This is a genomic window from Streptomyces speibonae, from assembly GCF_984686075.1.
In genome coordinates this window covers 1,836,631-1,853,071 of the sequence record NZ_OZ480260.1, presented here as the reverse complement: position 1 = coordinate 1,853,071, position 16,441 = coordinate 1,836,631, and the positions used below count along the sequence as shown (strand labels likewise).

16 protein-coding genes and 1 pseudogene are annotated in these 16,441 nt (G+C 72.5%); 6 read left to right on the top strand and 11 right to left on the bottom strand.

Features of this window, described 5'->3' with window-relative positions; all coding sequences use genetic code 11:
* The first annotated feature begins 94 nt into the window (after nucleotides 1-94).
* Both AC5L3C_RS08155 and AC5L3C_RS08150 read left to right on the top strand, forming a co-directional pair.
* Nucleotides 95-667, top strand: coding sequence for a MarR family winged helix-turn-helix transcriptional regulator (locus tag AC5L3C_RS08155; RefSeq protein WP_493648031.1), 573 nt, complete (start codon nucleotides 95-97; stop codon nucleotides 665-667).
* A 79-nt stretch (nucleotides 668-746) separates the two neighbouring features.
* On the top strand, nucleotides 747-1,814 hold the full coding sequence (locus AC5L3C_RS08150) for a tellurite resistance/C4-dicarboxylate transporter family protein (RefSeq protein WP_493648029.1): 1,068 nt from the start codon (nucleotides 747-749) through the stop codon (nucleotides 1,812-1,814).
* 131 nt (nucleotides 1,815-1,945) lie between these two features.
* Here the strand turns inward: AC5L3C_RS08150 and AC5L3C_RS08145 are convergent, their stop codons facing one another.
* The 4 genes from AC5L3C_RS08145 to AC5L3C_RS08130 all read right to left on the bottom strand — a co-directional run bounded on the left by AC5L3C_RS08145 (nucleotide 1,946) and on the right by AC5L3C_RS08130 (nucleotide 4,544).
* Complete coding sequence (locus AC5L3C_RS08145; protein WP_493648027.1) at nucleotides 1,946-2,386, bottom strand: ATP-binding protein; 441 nt, start codon at nucleotides 2,384-2,386, stop codon at nucleotides 1,946-1,948.
* Nucleotides 2,387-2,650: 264 nt separating this feature from the next.
* On the bottom strand, nucleotides 2,651-3,643 hold the full coding sequence (locus AC5L3C_RS08140; protein ID WP_493648025.1) for a hypothetical protein: 993 nt from the start codon (nucleotides 3,641-3,643) through the stop codon (nucleotides 2,651-2,653).
* 123 nt (nucleotides 3,644-3,766) lie between these two features.
* Nucleotides 3,767-4,234: a hypothetical protein gene (locus AC5L3C_RS08135; protein ID WP_493648023.1), complete on the bottom strand. Its 468-nt coding sequence runs from the start codon at nucleotides 4,232-4,234 to the stop codon at nucleotides 3,767-3,769.
* Between the two features lie 85 nt (nucleotides 4,235-4,319).
* On the bottom strand, nucleotides 4,320-4,544 hold the full coding sequence (locus AC5L3C_RS08130) for a DUF397 domain-containing protein (protein WP_493648021.1): 225 nt from the start codon (nucleotides 4,542-4,544) through the stop codon (nucleotides 4,320-4,322).
* A gap of 320 nt (nucleotides 4,545-4,864) precedes the next feature.
* Here AC5L3C_RS08130 and AC5L3C_RS08125 point away from each other — a divergent pair, with 320 nt between their 5' ends.
* Nucleotides 4,865-5,755: a helix-turn-helix domain-containing protein gene (locus AC5L3C_RS08125; RefSeq protein WP_493648020.1), complete on the top strand. Its 891-nt coding sequence runs from the start codon at nucleotides 4,865-4,867 to the stop codon at nucleotides 5,753-5,755.
* A complete protein-coding gene (locus AC5L3C_RS08120; RefSeq protein ID WP_493648018.1) occupies nucleotides 5,752-5,943 on the top strand; it encodes a DUF397 domain-containing protein in 192 nt (63 codons plus the stop codon). Before AC5L3C_RS08125 ends, AC5L3C_RS08120 begins: the two co-directional genes overlap by 4 nt.
* A gap of 60 nt (nucleotides 5,944-6,003) precedes the next feature.
* Here the strand turns inward: AC5L3C_RS08120 and AC5L3C_RS08115 are convergent, their stop codons facing one another.
* From AC5L3C_RS08115 to AC5L3C_RS08105, 3 genes are read right to left on the bottom strand one after another with little or no spacing between them, the layout of a single operon-like run.
* Complete coding sequence (locus tag AC5L3C_RS08115; RefSeq protein WP_493648016.1) at nucleotides 6,004-6,612, bottom strand: dihydrofolate reductase family protein; 609 nt, start codon at nucleotides 6,610-6,612, stop codon at nucleotides 6,004-6,006.
* Nucleotides 6,613-6,670: 58 nt separating this feature from the next.
* Complete coding sequence (locus tag AC5L3C_RS08110; protein ID WP_493648014.1) at nucleotides 6,671-8,230, bottom strand: sodium:solute symporter family transporter; 1,560 nt, start codon at nucleotides 8,228-8,230, stop codon at nucleotides 6,671-6,673.
* A complete protein-coding gene (locus AC5L3C_RS08105) occupies nucleotides 8,227-8,565 on the bottom strand; it encodes a DUF485 domain-containing protein (protein WP_493648012.1) in 339 nt (112 codons plus the stop codon). Before AC5L3C_RS08105 ends, AC5L3C_RS08110 begins: the two co-directional genes overlap by 4 nt.
* A gap of 463 nt (nucleotides 8,566-9,028) precedes the next feature.
* Here AC5L3C_RS08105 and AC5L3C_RS08100 point away from each other — a divergent pair.
* Nucleotides 9,029-9,241, top strand: a pseudogene (locus AC5L3C_RS08100) (transcriptional regulator); the annotation flags it as partial.
* Nucleotides 9,242-9,721: 480 nt separating this feature from the next.
* Here the strand turns inward: AC5L3C_RS08100 and AC5L3C_RS08095 are convergent.
* The 4 genes from AC5L3C_RS08095 to AC5L3C_RS08080 form a co-directional block, all read right to left on the bottom strand.
* Complete coding sequence (locus tag AC5L3C_RS08095; protein ID WP_493653777.1) at nucleotides 9,722-10,861, bottom strand: polyprenyl synthetase family protein; 1,140 nt, start codon at nucleotides 10,859-10,861, stop codon at nucleotides 9,722-9,724.
* Between the two features lie 170 nt (nucleotides 10,862-11,031).
* A complete protein-coding gene (locus tag AC5L3C_RS08090) occupies nucleotides 11,032-11,937 on the bottom strand; it encodes an SDR family oxidoreductase (RefSeq protein WP_493648010.1) in 906 nt (301 codons plus the stop codon).
* Between the two features lie 153 nt (nucleotides 11,938-12,090).
* The gene (locus AC5L3C_RS08085; RefSeq protein WP_493648009.1) at nucleotides 12,091-12,354 is read right to left on the bottom strand and encodes a hypothetical protein; all 264 of its coding nucleotides are present in this window, start codon (nucleotides 12,352-12,354) and stop codon (nucleotides 12,091-12,093) included.
* Nucleotides 12,355-12,637: 283 nt separating this feature from the next.
* Entirely contained in the window at nucleotides 12,638-14,128 is a 1,491-nt protein-coding gene (locus AC5L3C_RS08080) for an AAA family ATPase (RefSeq protein WP_493648007.1), read from the bottom strand.
* A 421-nt stretch (nucleotides 14,129-14,549) separates the two neighbouring features.
* On the opposite strand from AC5L3C_RS08080, the gene AC5L3C_RS08075 reads away from it, so the two are divergent.
* Nucleotides 14,550-15,689: a site-2 protease family protein gene (locus tag AC5L3C_RS08075; protein ID WP_493648005.1), complete on the top strand. Its 1,140-nt coding sequence runs from the start codon at nucleotides 14,550-14,552 to the stop codon at nucleotides 15,687-15,689.
* Nucleotides 15,690-16,441 lie beyond the last annotated feature (752 nt).

Sequence of the window (16,441 nt, the reverse complement as noted above, 5' to 3'; positions counted from 1 at the left end):
GGTATCCTTATGTAACCCATACGTCGCCCTCGCGGGCGGCGGGTCACTCCCCACCATATAGATACCTAACTCAGGTATTCAATGGAGCCGCTCAATGACAGCCAAGACCCCGGACCCCACCGAGGCCCCCGTACCGTCCTCCGCACCGGCCTCCGTACCGTCGTCCTCCGCACCGGACGACCAGCACGCCGAGCTGCTCGCGGTGCTGCCCCGGATCACGCGGCTCAGCGCCGCCCTCACCAGAAGCCGGGTCACCGACCGCGCCGCCGAGGCGGCCGGGCTGGCCCTCGACCGCCCCGCCGTGGGCGTGCTGATCTCCCTGCGCACGGCAGGGACACCGCTGCGGATCGGCGAGATCGCCGAACGCATGCAGGTGGTGGGGCCGCATGTCACCCGTCAGGTGCAGGCCCTGGAGAAGCGCGGCCTCGTCCGGCGTGTCGCCGACCCGCACGACCGCCGGGTGAGCCTCATCGAACTCACCGGACCGGGCACCGACGCCGCGAACCGGTATGTGACGTCCGTGCTGGGCTGGTTCGCCGGGGTGCTCGCCGACTGGCCCGACCAGGACCGCGAGGACCTCATCCGCCTCCTCACCCGCCTCACCGACGACGTGACGGCCCGTCTGGCCCGCCTCGAGGAGGACGGCCCCGACGCCTCGCCCCGCTGACGGCCCGCACGACACGACCCCGCCGAGAAGGGCCGGAGGTCCCAGGACCTCCCGGGCCCCGATCACATACGGTGCCTGGGTGCTCTCCACGTCCCCGCCTTCTCCGTCCCCCCGGCTGGCCGGTCTGACACCGGCGCGTCTGTCCCCGGGGTACTTCGCCCTCGTCATGGCCACGGGCATCCTTTCCGTCGGCTGCCAGCTGCGCGGTTGGAGCCCGGTCGCCCGGTTCCTGCTCGTCCTCGCCGCCGTCGAGTACGCGCTGCTGGTCGTCCTCACCGTCTGGCGTTTCGTCGCGCACCGCCGGGAACTCGCCGCCGACGCCCACGACACCCGCAAGGCGTTCCTCTTCTTCACCTTCGTGGCGGGCACCGACGTCCTCGCTGTTGGCCTGGCCGGTCAGGGCCACTTCGTCCCCGCCGCCGTCCTCCTCGTGATCGCCGCGCTCACCTGGGTGGTCCTCGGCTACACCATCCCGTGGGCGGCGGTCCTCGGGCGCAGCGAACGCCCGGTCGTGGCGGCCGCCAACGGGACGTGGTTCGTCTGGGTGGTCGCCAGCCAGTCGGTCGCCGTGGCTGCCGCGACCCTGGAGCCCCACTACGAGGTGGCGCGTCAGGGCCTGGCCGTCGTCGCGGTGTTCTCCTGGTCGGTCGGCTGCGTCCTGTACGCCGCCTCCGCGATCTTCGTCTCGCTCCGGCTGATGCTCTACCCCCTCGAACCGCGCGAACTCGACCCGCCCTACTGGGTCGCCATGGGCGCGGTCGCCATCACCGTGGTCGCGGGCGCGCGCATCGTGGAGATGGAGAGCGCCCCCATGGTGGACGCGGTGCGCGGCCTGGTGGCGGGCATGTCGGTCGTCTTCTGGTGCTTCGCGACCTGGCTCATCCCGGTACTGACGGCGGTCGGCGTCTGGCGCCACTACGTCCACCGGGTGCCTCTCGTCTACGAGCCCACCTGGTGGAGCATCGTCTTCCCCCTCGGCATGTACGCCGTCGCAGGCATGTACCTCGGCCGCGCCGACGACCTGCCCATCGTCGAGTGGATCGGCCGGGCCTGGCTCTGGGTCGCCCTCACCGCCTGGACCCTGACCTTCCTCGCCATGCTCCAAGCCCTCCTCCCCACCAGAACCCCCTCCCCGCACCGCACCTGACCGGCCTGACCGGCCTGCCCGGCTCGAATCCGCTCACCACGCGACGCGGAAGATGACGCACGCGCAGACGTCCGGTCCGCCTCGCCCAAGCCCGGTGCGCCGGTCGGCGCGGTTGACCGCCGTCGAAGTGATCAAGGGCCGGTGTCGAGCAGGTCCGCCCGGACGGTCTTGCCGCTGGGTGGGTAGGGGACGCAGTCCCAGTGGTCGGCGAGCGCGGTGACGAGGGTCAGGCCGCGTCCGGTGGTGCCGAGTGGGTCGGTGTCCGTGGGGCGGGGGAGTGGGCGGAGGTCTCCGCGGGCGTCGCTGACCTCGATACGCAGGCGGCCGGCCCGTGGGTCGAGGGCGAGCGTGAGCCGGAAGCAGCGGCCCGGCACGCGCCCGTGCAGTACGGCGTTGGCGGTCAGCTCCGCGACGACGAGTTCGGCACGCTCCGCGAGGTCCTGCGAGACGCCCCAGGAACGCAGTTCGGTCACCGCGAGGAGCCGCGCGAGACGGGCGCCGCGCCGCGTGGAGGACAGGAGCTGGGTGAAGGCGCCGACGCGGGCGACGACGTGAGGTGTTGCCTGGTTCATGGCGTCAGCGTGGCGGGAGGGAACAGGCGGAGGCGAGTACCGAGCCCCGTACGTTGAGTGAGCGTACGGAGCCGGAGCGCCCGGTCTTCCGTGCACACGGGCACGGCAGTTGGGGAAGCGCGCGGTCGGGTCGCGCATCGCCACGGCGAGGGTGTACGCGGAGCGTGCGATCGATCGGGCCGTAAGCCGAGCGGGCCGCACCCCGGAGTGGGGTGCGGCCGGGAGCGCGTCCTTGGTGTCAGGTGGCCGTGCGCCTGGGCTCGTCTAGTTCCTGGTGGGGCTTGCGGTGTGCTCCGAGCTCTGGGCGGGAGCGGGGACGCGGTCGGTGGTGGAGGGGGCGGCGAAGACCTCGTCGAGGGTGGTGGCGTCGATGGCGCGGTCGAACCAGAGATCCAGGAGCGGCGCGTCGGCGCAGGTGGTGACGCGCTGTCGCGTCTCTTCCGTCAGCGAGAGGCCGCGGCGCTCCATCAGGTGCAGCAGTCGCTCGGCCTTCTCTTTCACGCGTCCTTCCTCCCGTCCTTCCTCGCGTCCTTCCTCCCGTCCTTCCTCGCGTCCTGCGAGGCGAGCGTCGCCCACGATGGTGCCTCGCCTGGGGGTGAAGAGGGTCTCCATCACGTTCCTCCAAAATTTCCGGGCGTGTTCACTGCCCAAGCCGTCTTCGATCAGTCCTGCCAGGTCGTCCCGTGCTTCGCGGTCCGAGTCCTGGGCCAGGGCCTCGCCCATGACCGTCAGTATGCCCTCGATGTCCGGGTCGTTGCTGTGGATCCACAGACAGAACGCGGCGAAGTCGAGGTCGGTCAGGGCGTCTTCGATCCGGCTCACGCGCGGGACGTTGGCCGGGCCCAGTACGTGAGGCACTGTCACCTGGGTGGGGCGTCCCAGGCCGGTGCGCAGGGGTCTGGCCGCCCATGCCGCCGTTGCTGTGTCCACGCACAGAACCAGCAGGACGACCTCGAGTTTGTACCGGTCACGCAAGTACGCGATGTAATACGGCCAGGAGGTCTCCTTCTTGTTCTCGATACCGGTCTGCGCCTCGACCAGCAAAATGAACGGGTCCTGGCCGTCGGGGCGTACCACCCGCAGCACGGAGTCCATCTGACGGGTGAACATCTTCGGGGCGCCGGACGCATCCGTCGGAAGCGTCTCGGTGGTGACACCGGGCGGGATCCCGAGGTCGAGGAGGTCCAGCGCACGGTTCAGCGCTTTCGGACGTCCCGGCAGGAAGCCGTGCAGGGTGTCGTGACTGACGTTGGGCATGGCGTGAAACTATGCGCGAGGCAAGAACATTCGTCGGCATTTGAGATGTGATCACCCGTTTGGTGGAACTTGCTGGGGTCGACACCGAGGAGCGCGATCGGGAGGGCGGGTGCCGGGTCTGCTCTATGCGCAGGGGCAGGCCAGTTCAGGTGTCGTGCGGTTCGGTGAGCACGTCACCACGGCCAGGGCGAGGTACGAGGGGCGTTCGAGGTAGCGGCCGTACGACACGTCGCCGCCCGCGCGCAGCCGTTGGGCGGCGGCGTCCACCAGTCGGGCCAGGCGCGCGGTGTCCCGGTCGTGCTCCGCGGCGAACCGGGGCGTGTACTCGGCCAGCCGCTCGCCGAGCCAGGCCGCCGCCTCCTTCGCCTCGTCCCAGGTGCCCCGCACCAGTGAGCGGGGCTTCACGAGCCAGTACGCCGTCTCCAGGGGTGGGAGGTCCGACGTGCGGAACTCCGCGGCCACCAGGCGGTAGCGCTCGATCAGTTCCGGCCTGCTCCCGGCCGGGGGCGGGTCGGGGTGCGGGGGCCGTCGCAGGGCCTCGTCGTCGAAACGTGCCTTGGGGCCGGTCCAGAGGTAGGCGTGGTGGTGCACGTGCTGCTCCTGGAGTGCGGAGCGCCGGCCGGACGCGGGGAGCAACCCGGTCCGGCCGGCGACGGGTGAGGGAGAGGGAGGAGGGTCAGGCGCCGAGACCGAAGCGCCCCGGGTCGATACCGGCCGCGTCCAACTCCTCGGTGGTGAACCGCAGTGGCGGTACGTCCGGCCGCTTGCTGTCGCCCGGCGCCCAGGCGTCCGCGCCGATCCGGGCCAGCGTCACGCACCCCTCGGTGCAGGGGCCGCCGCACGCCTTCGTGAACGAGGCCGCCCTGATGTCGAGGGCGTAGAGGTTGGTTCCGTTCTGCATGACTGCACCTTCCAGCTCGTCTGACGCGGCCGGGTCCGGCCGCCACCGCCCGTGGTGGGCGGGGATGCACGGAGGGGGCGCCCCCGCCCGGGTGTTTCCGCAGGTGAGCGGTGGACACGGGCGGCTGTCCCGGATCTCCGTGACCTCAGAGTGGCGGTCGGACGGGGGCGGGGACGAGTGTGGCACCCCGTACGCTGCGTCAGCGTACGGACACGAAGAGTGGACGGTACGTCTGATGATCCGTCAGGCTGGGGGTGGACGCGGGCGGCGTGAGAGACGGCCGTCGCGGTGTGATGCGGAGGCGAGGAAAGGGGCGGCGGATGGACGTGGTCGGGGTCGAAGGGGAGACGGCCGGGAGCGCCGGCGATGCGCGGGCGGTTCCGGTGGGGGAGTGCGAGCGGGAGCCGCATCCGTCGGACAGCCTCCGGACGTTCGGGGCCGTCGTCCAGGCGTTGCGCGAGCACGCGGGGCTGAGCCGGGTCGACCTGGGCGCTCGCGTCCAGTACTCCAAACACACGGTGGAGTCGGTGGAGTTGGGGCGCCGGATGCCGGACGAGGCGTTCGTGGAGCGGGCGGAGGAGGCACTGGGCAACACGGGTGCGCTGCGGAAGGCCGCGCGGCACCTGACGCGCGGGGAGGCAGGGCTGGCGGCATGGTTCCGGCGGTGGGCGCGGCTGGAGCGGGAGGCGGTGAGCCTGTGCACGTATGAGTGCCGGTTGGTTCCGGGGTTGTTGCAGTCGGAGGCGTACGCGCGGGCGGTGTTCGACAACAGCATCCCGCTGCTGACCGACGAGCAGGCGGAGGCACAGGTCACGGCCCGAATGGAACGGCAGGCGATGATGCGGGAGCGGCCGACCGTGCCGTTCGGCTTCATCGTGGAGGAGTCCGTCTTCCGGCGCGGCCTGGGTGGGGCGCAGGTTCAGGCGAACATGCTGGACCACGTGCTTGAACTGACTGCGCCCCGCAACGTGACGCTTCAACTGGTGCCGCTGGAATTGGAGTTCCATGGGTGTCTGGACGGGCCCATGCGCATTCTGGAAACTCCGGAGGGGCGGCGGCTCGGGTACTCCGAGGGGCAGCAGAACGGACGGCTGATCTCCGACGTGAAAGAGATGAGTCTGCTCTGTCGACGCTATGACACACTGCGCTCGCAGGCCCTCAACCCCAAGGAATCCCGGGACCTGCTGGAGCGACTGCGAGGAGAGCTATGAGTAGCGGTACGTCGGAACTCGCCTGGTTCAAGTCCAGCTACAGCGGCACCCAGGGCGACGACTGCGTGGAGGTCGCCGTCGCCGAACGGGCCATCCACGTACGGGACTCCAAGGACGTGACCCGCCCGGCCTTCGCCGTCGGCCGCGAAGGCTGGGCGCGGTTCGTACAACTCGCGTCGGAGCGCTGAGCGACGTGAGGGCGTGCCGTCCGCTGGAGAGGCGGGCAGCACGCCTGCCGTGGGGGCCTCCTACTCCCCGAGCGAAGCCACCGCCTCCTCATATCCGCCCGTCGGCGGAGCCGTGTCCGGCCCGTACACCAGGTTCAGCACCCCCGTGCCGAACGTCTCCGACTTCAGCAGCTTGAGCGGGATCGAGGACTCCCCCTCGTCGAACAGACGCATCCCCTTGCGCACCGCGATCGGGTGCACGAGGAGCTGCAGCTCGTCCAGCAGCCCGGCCGCGAGCAACTGCCGGATGATCGAGATCGAGCCGCTCAGCCCGATGTCGCCGCCCGACTCCCGCTTCAGCGCGGCGGCCACCTCGGCGACGTCGCCCTGCGCCTGCTCGGAGTTGCGCCACTGGAAATCGAGAGGGCTGCGGGAGAACACGATCTTCCGCATGTCGCCGAGCTGCTTGGCGAAGCCCGCGTCCTCGGCGCCCGCCGCCTCCCGTTCCGGCCAGGCGCCGGCGAAACTGTCGTAGGTCACGCGGCCGAAGAGCATGGTGTCGGCGTCGCTGAGACCCGCGCCCACGGCCGCGCCCATCTCGTCGTTGAAGTAGGGGAAGTGCCACTGGTCCGGCGCCTCGACGACGCCGTCGAGCGAGATGAACACGCTGGCCACGATCTTGCGGGACATGATGTCCTCCTGTGCTGTCGGTCCGTGTACCGGTTACGACCGTGGCAGCCCTCGGAACTCATCGCCGGACGGCACGCGAATAAGTGACTCCGGACGGCCGCCCCGCCCCGCCCGTCCGGCGCCGGCGATCCGTGACACTGCCCAGCCAGCCCAGCAGGAATCCGGCCGGCACCGTCACCAGGCCCGGGATCGTCACGTCCCAGACCCTGAAGTCGTGCCCCGGGAAGATCGACCCGGGTGCGCCGGAGGCGTACGGCGACAACGCGAGCGCCGCGATGCTCACCACCGTGGCCCCCCACAGGCACCACAGGGCACCGCGGGCGGTGAACCCGGGCCAGTACAGGGCGTACAGCAGCACGGGGGCGAGAGCGGCGCCGCAGATGCCGAGCCAGAGCGTCGAGACGACCACCAGGTTCCAGTCGGCGACGACGACCGCCACGACTGCGGCGACCCCACCCGCCAGCGCCGCCGACCACCGTGACGTGGCACCGTCCGCCTTGCCGGACGCTCCCAGCACGTCCCGGCCCAGGGCGATCCCGGCGGCGAGGGTCACATCCACCACGGCCGCGAGCGCGGTGAGGAAGAGGACGCAGGCCAGGGCCGCGACCAGGACGCCGCCGCTGTCGAGCGCCCGCCCGAGCATCAGCGGCGTGAACACTTGGGCCGCCGGACCCGCCGCGCGCAGCGCCTCGCCGACGAGGGCCGCCGCGCCGACGCCTACGACGGCGAGCGCGCCGTACAGCAGGGTGAGCTCGCCGAGCATCCAGCGGCCGACGGTCCGGGCGCCGCGCGGGCTCTTCGTCGAGATCGCCCGCATCAGTACGGCGGGCATCGCCAGCGTGGCCATCGTCATTCCGAAGGTCTGCCCGATGCGGTTCACGGCCCCCACCCACCCCTCGCCGGTGTAGCCGCCCGGACGCAGATACGCCTCGCCCATCCGCGAGCCGTGCGCCGCGGCGTCGAGCAGCCGCCCGGGGTCCCCGCCGAAGCGGTGGAGCACCAGCACGGCGGCGACCACCAGCACGGGCAGGGCGATCGCCGACTTGGCGAGCATCACCACACCCGTGCCCCGGATCCCGCCGCTGACGGCGAGCGCCGTCATCACACAGCCGATCACCACGATGCAGCCGGTGCGCACGCCGGGCTGTCCGATCAGCGCCGCCGCCACATTGCCGACCACCACCAACTGCACGACCAGCAAGGGGAAACAGACGAGCAGGGTCACCACGCCCCACGAGACGCGTACCGCCGGCCCGCCGCTGCCGCGCGCGTCCAGCATGTCCGCGGCCGTCCGCGAGGCGTGCCCGCGCAGCGGCTCGATGATCAGCACGAGGAAGAGCACGACCCCGATCAGGCTGCCCAGCATGACGCCGAGGCCGTCGAAGCCGGACGTGGCGACCATGCCCACCAGGACGGTGACGGTCGCGACCGTGGTGGTGTCGCCGCCCATCGCGATGCCCTGCTGCCAGGAACGCAGCCGGCGGCTGTCGGACCGCACGAGAGCCCGGTCGTCCTCGTCGGCGCCCGTGACGATGCACAGCATCAGGCAGATCACGACGAACACCGAGAACACGGCGAAGACGAGGGACCGGGACGAGGGGTCGAGCAGCGTGGTCACGACCACCTCCGGACGTCCGGCCGTGGCTGGAGCAGATCGACCCGCCGCCCGTGCACCGCCAGCGCGTGCACACCGACGGCCAGGGGCACCACGGCCAGGATCACGCCGAGGCTCACCGGCCCGGCGATCCGCGTGCCGTACACGCCCGGCGCGAGGGCGGCGGGCAGCACGTACAGCAGCCAGGCGACGGCGACCCGCACACCGAGCCGCAGCCCGACGGACAGCCGCGCCGCCTCCTCGCCGTCGTACCGCTCGTGCTCCGCAGGCGGCCACGCCCCGGCAGCCGGCTCGTCATGGTGCGGCGGCCCGTGCCAGGGCTGCGGTCCGAAGGACATGTGGTGGCTCCGCTCACGTCGATCCGGCATCCGGAAGGGGATGCGGGTACGGGTGTGGGGGTGAGCGCGGAGTCAATCAGATCCGTGTGCACGCACGTGCGTCCCGGGCACAGGTCTGTGGCCGCGCCCAACACGGAGCCGTGCGGACAGTGAGCGGTCACTGTCCGAGCGGGGGCGGGGCGGCCCGGCGGCACGGCCCTCGCGCCTGCGCCACCACACGAGGAGGGCGCAGACGAGCAGGCCGCACGCCAGGCGGGCCCTGCCGCGCCGGATGTCCGGTGACCGACCGGTGCGACGGGCGTCGACCGGTGCCGACGCGGGAGGCGGGTCGGCGAGTTCCTGCGCGACGTGCCGCCACACCCGCTCCGGAGGGGCCGCGGGGAGATCGGACTCCTCGACGGAGCGGGCCGCGGTGACCAGACGCGTCATCCGGCCCAGCTCGTCCCGGCAGCGTCCGCACACGGCGATGGGCCTGTGGGCGCAGTCCCGGACCACGGCCAGCCGCCCCCTGGCCCAGCACATCGCGGCGATCGAGTGGGGCGTGCGCGGCGCCCGCAGGAAGCCGGTCGTCCTGACGCTCGGCCCCGGCTGGGCCGGCCAGACGGCACCGGGACTGCCGCACCCCTCAGGGCTCGCCGAGGCCGTCACGGCCGTCGAGTCCGTCGTGGGCGGGTGAGCCGAGGGCGCGGATTTGTGCGGAAGCGGCCAGCGGCGTGGGGTTTCCCGCCGGATCGTGGCACACGGCGCTCTCGGCCCGCTGCGGGCCTCCGCGCCGGTGGGCCGAGTCTGTTGTGAGTGGGGTGAGCCGCGGGTGGAGTCCGTAGTGGGGGTGTGAGTCGCGGGTGCGGATCTGGGCGGGGGCGGTCGACGGGGTTGCCTTGGGGGCGTTGCCCGCCGGGTTGCGGCACGCGGGTGTTCTTCGGCTGCTGCGAGCCTCCGCACGGGCTGGGGTGTTGCGTGGGTGGAGTCCGTGGTGGGTGGTGTGAGTCGCGGGTGCGGCTCTGGGCGGGGCCGGCCGCATGCGCGGTGGGCAGCCTCCCTACGGCGACCGGCACGCGGGCTCGCGTCCGGCGACCGGCAAGGGGCTGCACGCGGGCCGGGTGGGGGAGGCCGGTGCCCACCAGGGCCACGTGTCCGTGGGACCGGCGACGGGCCGCTACGCGGCCTCCCTGGCGCACCGCGGCGGGCTCCCGGAGGCCCGTTCGACCAAAGCGGTCAACTCCCGCCGTACGGACGGCTCCGCACCGGCCCGGTCGAAGTGCCGCAGGCTCGTCGCGGCCAGCTCCGCGATCTTCGACTCGACGACGGCCCGTGCCCCCGTGCGCTCCAGCGCCGCGCGCATCCGGCGCACGGTGTCGTCGGACACGGACGGCTCACCCGGGGCGAGCACGTCCGCGGCCTTCCGGTCACCGGAGGATTCCGCCAGCACGGAGCCCACGGCGAGCAGATAGGTCAGCTTGCGTGTGCGCAGGTCGTCGGCGGGTTTCCCGGTCACGGCAGGGTCGCCGAAGGCGCCGAGGAGGTCGTCGTGGAGCTGGAAGGCGAGGCCCGCACACCGTCCGGCGGAGCGCAGCGCGTCCAGGACGCCGGCGTCGGCGCCGGCCAGTGAGGCGCCCAGGGCCAGCGGCCGCTCCACCGTGTACAGGGCGCTCTTGAGGGTGGCGATGGCCACCGCCTCGTCGACGCCCGACGCGGCGGTTGCCTGCGCGTGGATGTCCCGGTACTGCCCCGCCACCATCTCGGCGCGCATGGCCCGCCACTCCCGGAGCAGACGCGGGCCGTGCGGCGAGCCGAGCGCGGTCTCGGTCAGCAGGTCGTCCGCCCAGGCCAGGGCGAGATCGCCGGCGAGGATCGCCGCGGACGTCGCGAACGCCGTGGGCGACCCCGTCATACGCGCGGCCTCGTGCATGCGGGCGAGGTCCACGTGGACCGAGGGTGCGCCCCGGCGCAGCGTCGATCCGTCCATCACGTCGTCGTGGACGAGGGCGCAGCCCTGGACGAGTTCGAGGGCCGCGCCCGTGCGCAGTACCGGCCTCGCGTCCCCGGTCCCGCCCGCGGCACGCCACCCGCACCAGGCGAACGCCGTGCGCAGCCGCTTGCCCCCGCGCAGGACCAGTGCGGCGACCCGGTCGGCGATGTCACGCGCGAACACCGGATCCGTCTCGCGGGCCTGTCCCAGCACGTCGTCGAGGACCTCTCGGAGCTCCGCCTCGACGGCCAAGGCCGCGTCGCGGGCAGTGAGCGGACCGTCGGCCCGCCCGACCGGTTCGGCCGTCGTGGGCCGCAATCCCAGCATGCACAACCCCTGTTCACGTTCGGTCACCTGCACACCATGGCTTCGGCCGGTGCCCCCGTATGGATGCGTCGACTCCTGCGCGTTGGGCGGCCCGTCCCCGGCCCACCGCGGCCGGGGGCGGGTTCGAGATCCCGGACTGCCGCCGATCGCCGGCGCCCGGCGAAGCCGCCCTATGACCCCGGCCGGCCGCCGGGCCCGGGCCGGGAGGCCGCCTGGTCGGCCCGGCCGCCGGCGCCGAGCAGCCCCGTCGGCCGGAACGGCTCGACGGCGGCCAGGCGCGGCAGTTCGCGCCGGGAGAGCGCCGTCACCACCGGCGGCATCGCGGCCCGTACGAGCTGCGCCGACCGGAGCCAGCGGGGCACGTAGACCGACGGGCGGCGCCGTTCGACGGTGGTGACCAGCCGCCCGGCGACGTGCTCGACGGGGTACACCTTGCGCGCCGGCCGCGGCATGTGACCACGCAACTCGCGCAGCACCGCGTACGCGTCGGCGTCGCGGACCATGTCGGTGTCGGTCCAGTTGATGTAGGCGATGCCGACGACCACGCGCCGGTGGGCCACCTCGGCCCGCAGCGCGTGGGCGAACGACTCGACACCCGCCTTGGAGGCGCAGTACGCACTCATCATCGGCGCCGCACCGAGCGAGGCGAGCGACGCGACCTGGAGGAAGTAGCCGCGCGTTTCGAACAGGTCCTCGATGAACGTCCGTGCGGTAGTGGCGCTGCCTATCAGGTTCACCTCGACCACCCGGCGCCACACCGCGGGATCGGACTCGGCGAACGGACCGCCCTCGGCCACGCCCGCGTTGGCGACCACCACGGACGCCGGCCCGAGCCGGGCACGGATGTCCGCGCCCGCCCGGGCCATGCCGCGGTCGTCGGTGACGTCGACCTCCCAGCACCCGCTCACGCCCGGCAGCGACTCCTGGACCTGCTTCAGCGTCCGCTCCTCACGCCCGAGCAGCGCCACCTTCGCCCCCCGCGCGGACAGTTCCCGCGCCATCGCGGCGCCCAGACCGCGTGCCGCTCCGGTCACGACGGCGGTCCTTCCGCCCAGCGGGCTCTCGCGCACCGGCATCCGACGGCTCCTCTCCGGGACGGCATCCGTCCTGCTCACCGTAAGCACGGGAGCGTCCGAAGGCATGCCGACAGCTGTCAGGCCGGCGTTCAGACGTCCCGCGGAACTCTGTGCCCCCGTCCGGCCGACTGGGCTTCCCGGGGGCCGAAGTGATCAAGAAGCGACGCCGAGCAGCTCCGCCCGGACGGTCTTGCCGCTGGGCGGGTAGGCAACGCACTCCCCACGCTCGGCGAGGGCGGCGACCAGGGTGCGGCCCCGTCCGCCGGTGAGGAGCGCGTCGGGCGCGACGACGTCGACGGGCTCGAGCTGGGGCGTGACGTGGTCACGTACATCATCGGCAACGAACTCAAGAAGCTGTAAGGCACGGGCACCGACATCGCCGCGGCACCGCCGATCCGACCGGATCGGCGGTGCCACGACGGTGCCGACGGCCCGATCATGGCCGGCGGGGCATGCGGTCCGGCCGTGGCGGACAGGACCGACGACTGTTCGCGCCGAGTGACTCGAGGGCCCCGTCCGGCGTCTGCCACAGGGGATCGGCGGGCGACGCCTCCCGTCCGCGTGTGTGCCTCGCGGCGGGCGGCAGGGCGCTTTCGTCCCGTGCTGGTGACGACTGTGCCGCCTACCGGAAATCACCGGTGGCGGCGCGCGCCGATGACATCCGGACGGTCACGCCGGCCGCCCGACGCGGACGCCTGGCTCAATCCCGGTACAGCCGGTCGAGGCCGACGAGCACCACCTCTCCGTCGGCCTCGGCCGCACGGAGCCCGGGCGCGAAGCCGGCGCCGCCGTAGCAGGCGGGGCGGGTGCGGGTGACGTCCTCGCCTTCGGCCGCGAGCAGCGTGAGGAGGCGGCGGATGTGCCGCAGGTGGTGCACGTCCATGACCTCGTCCCAGCGCGCCACTCCCACCGACAGCAGAGGCCCGGGGCCGGCGTCCGCCCGGCCGCGGACCACGACGTCCGCCTCCAGGTCAGGACCGGCACGCCGGTCGGGCTCGGGCAGCGAGCCGTGGGCGGCCGTCGCGGGGTGGGCGCCGAAGACGGCCTCGTCGGCGTGGCCCACTGCCCACTCCCGGCAGATCTGGGCGAAGTGGGGGCCTGCCACCGCGGTATCGAAGACGGGACGGACGCGCCGCCACACGTCGACGGTGTTCTGCGCTTCCAGGGCCGAGCGCTGGGGCCGGACGGCCGCGTGCTCGAAGGCGAGCAGCGGCTCCGCGATACGCAGCCGCATGACATGCGGCCGGAAGGCGTCGGGTTCGCCGTGCAGCAGGCCGTTCGCCCGCAGGAGGGTCAGACAGTGTGCGGCGTCGGTGAGCGGAGTGCCGAGGCAGTCGGCGATGGTGCCCTGGGTCCGGCAGCCTGTGGCGATGGCCGCGAGCGCGGAGTGGCACAGTGCGCGGTCCTCGCGGTCGGTTTCCTCCTGCAACAGGTGATGCGGCTCCAGGAACAGGGGGGTCCGGGGATTCAGGACGGTTCTGCACACCCACGCGTCGAAGTCGTCCGGTTCCCTGGGGGCGTCGTCCCCGACGTAGGCCCGGTAGGCGGGGGTCCCGCCCACGACGGCGTGGACCTGCAGGGCGAGACGGGGGTCGTCGATGCCCCAGAACCGTGCGGCCTGCCGGAAGTCCAGCGGACCGAGGGTGAGTTCCAGGTCGGCCAGTCCGTGCAGGGGCGCGGCCGCGCCGAACAGCCGGTGCATCACCGGCAGGGAACTGCCGCTGAGCAGCAGGCGGGTGCGGTTGGCCCGCCCCGTGTCGCGCAACCGCCGGTAGGCTCCGTGGAGGACGGAGGGGAGTTCGGGGCTCTGCCGAACCAGGTCGGGGAACTCGTCGAGAACGACCGGCACGGGCCGACCCCGCTCACCCAGCGCGAGCAGCGCGTCGACCGCGTCCTCCCACCGGAGCCGGTGACCGGGTGGCGTTTGCCCCGTGTACTGGGCGAGTTCCTCACCGAGGCGGCGCAGGGACTCGTCCCGGGTCGCGAGATGTGCCCCGAAACGGAAGCCGCCCAGGGAGGCGGTGAGTGCCGTGAGGAGATGTGTCTTCCCCTGGCGCAGCCGTCCCGAGACGACACCGAGTCCGGCGTCGGGCCGGCCGTCACAGGTGAAGGCGACGAGCGCGTCCCACTCTCCGTCCCGGTCGAAGACCGTCCCGGGTTTCGCGGGGCGGGAAACGTCGGAGGGCGTCACGGCGGCTCCCCTCGCTCGGCAGCGTCCCTGTCCCCAGTACAACCTCGATCGCCGGACACCGCGACACGCGAACGGCCGACGGGGTCATCCGATGACAACACCCGGATCGGGGCAGATCCTGGCCGGGAGCAACGACGGGAAGGTGACGCGACGCGCACCCGCGCTGAAGGAGGAAGCGACGTACGCGGCCTGCCGGTGCGGGAACGGCCCGCCGCACGTCCTTGGGCCCTCCGGCGCGCGGAGCTGCCGTGCCGAGGGTGTACTGGAAGGACGGTTGTCCGCGGTCGGCGGGGACGGCTGTTGGCCGGTCGTCGCGGGAGAGGGCCGACGAGGGCAACGGTCGAGTCGGGAGGCAGCGACCCGGGAGGCGGGACGCAGCGACGTGGGAAACCGGTCGGCCCCGGAGACAGGAGAGAGCGCGGTGCGTGCGACATTCGTTCTGGGCCGGATCGCGGGGGTCCGGGTCGGCGTGCACTGGAGCGTCCTGTTCATCTTCGGCATCATCGCGTTCGGCCTGGCCCAGGGCCGCCTCCCGGAGACGTATCCGGGGCGTGCCTGGGCGGTGTACTGGGCGGCCGGACTGTGCACCTCCGTGATCTTCTTCGCCTCCCTCCTCGCACATGAGCTGGCGCACGCCGTCGTGGCCCGGCGCAACGGGGTCGAGGTGGACGACATCGTGCTGTGGCTCCTGGGCGGAGCGGCCCGGCTCACGTCGGAGGCGTCCAGTCCCGGCCGGGAGCTGAGGATCGCCGGCGTCGGCCCTCTCGTCAGCCTGCTCCTGGGCGGGCTCTTCGCCCTCTCCGCCTGGCTGCTCGACCTGGCGTCCGTGTCCGGCGTCGTGGTGGAGATGGCCGCCTGGCTCGCGGGCATCAACGTGCTGCTCGCCGTCTTCAACGCGCTCCCCGCCGCCCCGCTGGACGGTGGCAGGCTGCTGCGCGCGTTCCTGTGGTGGCGCACGGGCGACCGGCTGCGGGCGACCGCGGGAGCCACCGCTGCGGGGCGGGTCCTCGGGTGGCTGCTGGTCGTCGTCGGCATGGTCGCGTTCCTGAGGACTGGCACGTTCGGCGGTTTGTGGCTGGCGCTGATCGGCTGGTTCCTCATCGCGGCCGCCACCGCCGAAGGACGGCAGGCCCAGCTGCGTGGCGCGCTCGCCGGTGTTCCGGTGCGGGAGGCCATGACGCCGGACCCGCTCACGGTTCCCGCGGCCACCACGGTCGCGGACTTCCTCACCGGGGCGCGATACCGCTACCGGCATTCGGCGTTCCCGGTGACCGACGGCGAGGCACCCGTGGGGCTGGTGGCCCTCGACAGCGCCCAGAAGGTGCCCACGACCGAGGCGCACGCCGTGACGGTGCGGGACGTCATGGTGCCGCTGTCACGGACCACCGTCGCCGAGCCGGACAGCCCACTGGCCGACCTGCTGCCTCGCATGGAGTCGGGAGCCGAGCACCGGGTCCTGGTCACGGACCACGGCCGGCTCGTCGGCATCGTGTCGCTCTCGGACGTCAGCCGAACGGTGAACTGGCTGATGCACACCGACGAGCGGCGCGGCGGTCCGTGACCGTGGCACGCAACCTCCGGGCGGGCCGGGACGGGCAGGGCGCCGCTCGGGTCCGGTCGGCCCGACCGCCTCGCGACCGCGAGACCGCGGCAGCGGCGCTCGCCCGGTTCGTGGCGCTGATCTCCGAGGCACGGCGCTCTTCAGCAGCGGCCTCTGGGGCGTTTGCGAGGTCCTGGCTGGGGCGGTTCACGAGGTGGTGCGCCCGCACGGCATATCCACCGATGATGACCAGGGGATAAGGGAGCCGAGGGTGATCAGTGTGGGCAGCACCAGCCACAGGTCAGGGAGCAGATCTCGGGTTGAGGTAGGGGGCAGATCGTCGTGCAGGACGGTGCGGTACAGGCCCATGCGCCGGCGCGGCTTGCCCAGGCGTACGACGTCATCCCTGACCAGGCCAGGTGTAGCGGTAGCTCCACGATCCCTTGGGTCGGACCGTGCATCTTGTCCATCGATTCAAGTAGACGCCGTCGGAACTTCTCCCAGTCCAACGCGAGATCCGCGGCGACCAGATCCGAGAGGCCAGTTGAAGCGGGTGCGGAGTGCTGCGGGCTGGAGGACATGCCTCCATCGTGACCGCGGGGCAGCGGCAAGGTTCATGATGCGCGAGCTTGCTTCCGCAGGGAGCGGGATGGGCTCGTGGAGGGTGTGTGAGTGTGACCGTAAGGCAGCGAGTCGACCACCCGGCCCCACTTGTCCTCGTCCATGCGTCGTTCAGGCCGACGCCCTGCCCGTGACCCATCACGTGTGCAGTT

Coding starts and splice junctions, on each gene's coding strand:
- AC5L3C_RS08125 (WP_493648020.1), top strand. CDS start 4,865: ATGGACGTGGTCGGGGTCGAAGGGGAGACGGCCGGGAGCGCCGGCGAT.
- AC5L3C_RS08090 (WP_493648010.1), bottom strand. CDS start 11,937: ATGCCGGTGCGCGAGAGCCCGCTGGGCGGAAGGACCGCCGTCGTGACC.
- AC5L3C_RS08155 (WP_493648031.1), top strand. CDS start 95: ATGACAGCCAAGACCCCGGACCCCACCGAGGCCCCCGTACCGTCCTCC.
- AC5L3C_RS08115 (WP_493648016.1), bottom strand. CDS start 6,612: ATGTCCCGCAAGATCGTGGCCAGCGTGTTCATCTCGCTCGACGGCGTC.
- AC5L3C_RS08140 (WP_493648025.1), bottom strand. CDS start 3,643: ATGCCCAACGTCAGTCACGACACCCTGCACGGCTTCCTGCCGGGACGT.
- AC5L3C_RS08145 (WP_493648027.1), bottom strand. CDS start 2,386: ATGAACCAGGCAACACCTCACGTCGTCGCCCGCGTCGGCGCCTTCACC.
- AC5L3C_RS08130 (WP_493648021.1), bottom strand. CDS start 4,544: ATGCAGAACGGAACCAACCTCTACGCCCTCGACATCAGGGCGGCCTCG.
- AC5L3C_RS08120 (WP_493648018.1), top strand. CDS start 5,752: ATGAGTAGCGGTACGTCGGAACTCGCCTGGTTCAAGTCCAGCTACAGC.
- AC5L3C_RS08095 (WP_493653777.1), bottom strand. CDS start 10,861: ATGCTGGGATTGCGGCCCACGACGGCCGAACCGGTCGGGCGGGCCGAC.
- AC5L3C_RS08105 (WP_493648012.1), bottom strand. CDS start 8,565: ATGTCCTTCGGACCGCAGCCCTGGCACGGGCCGCCGCACCATGACGAG.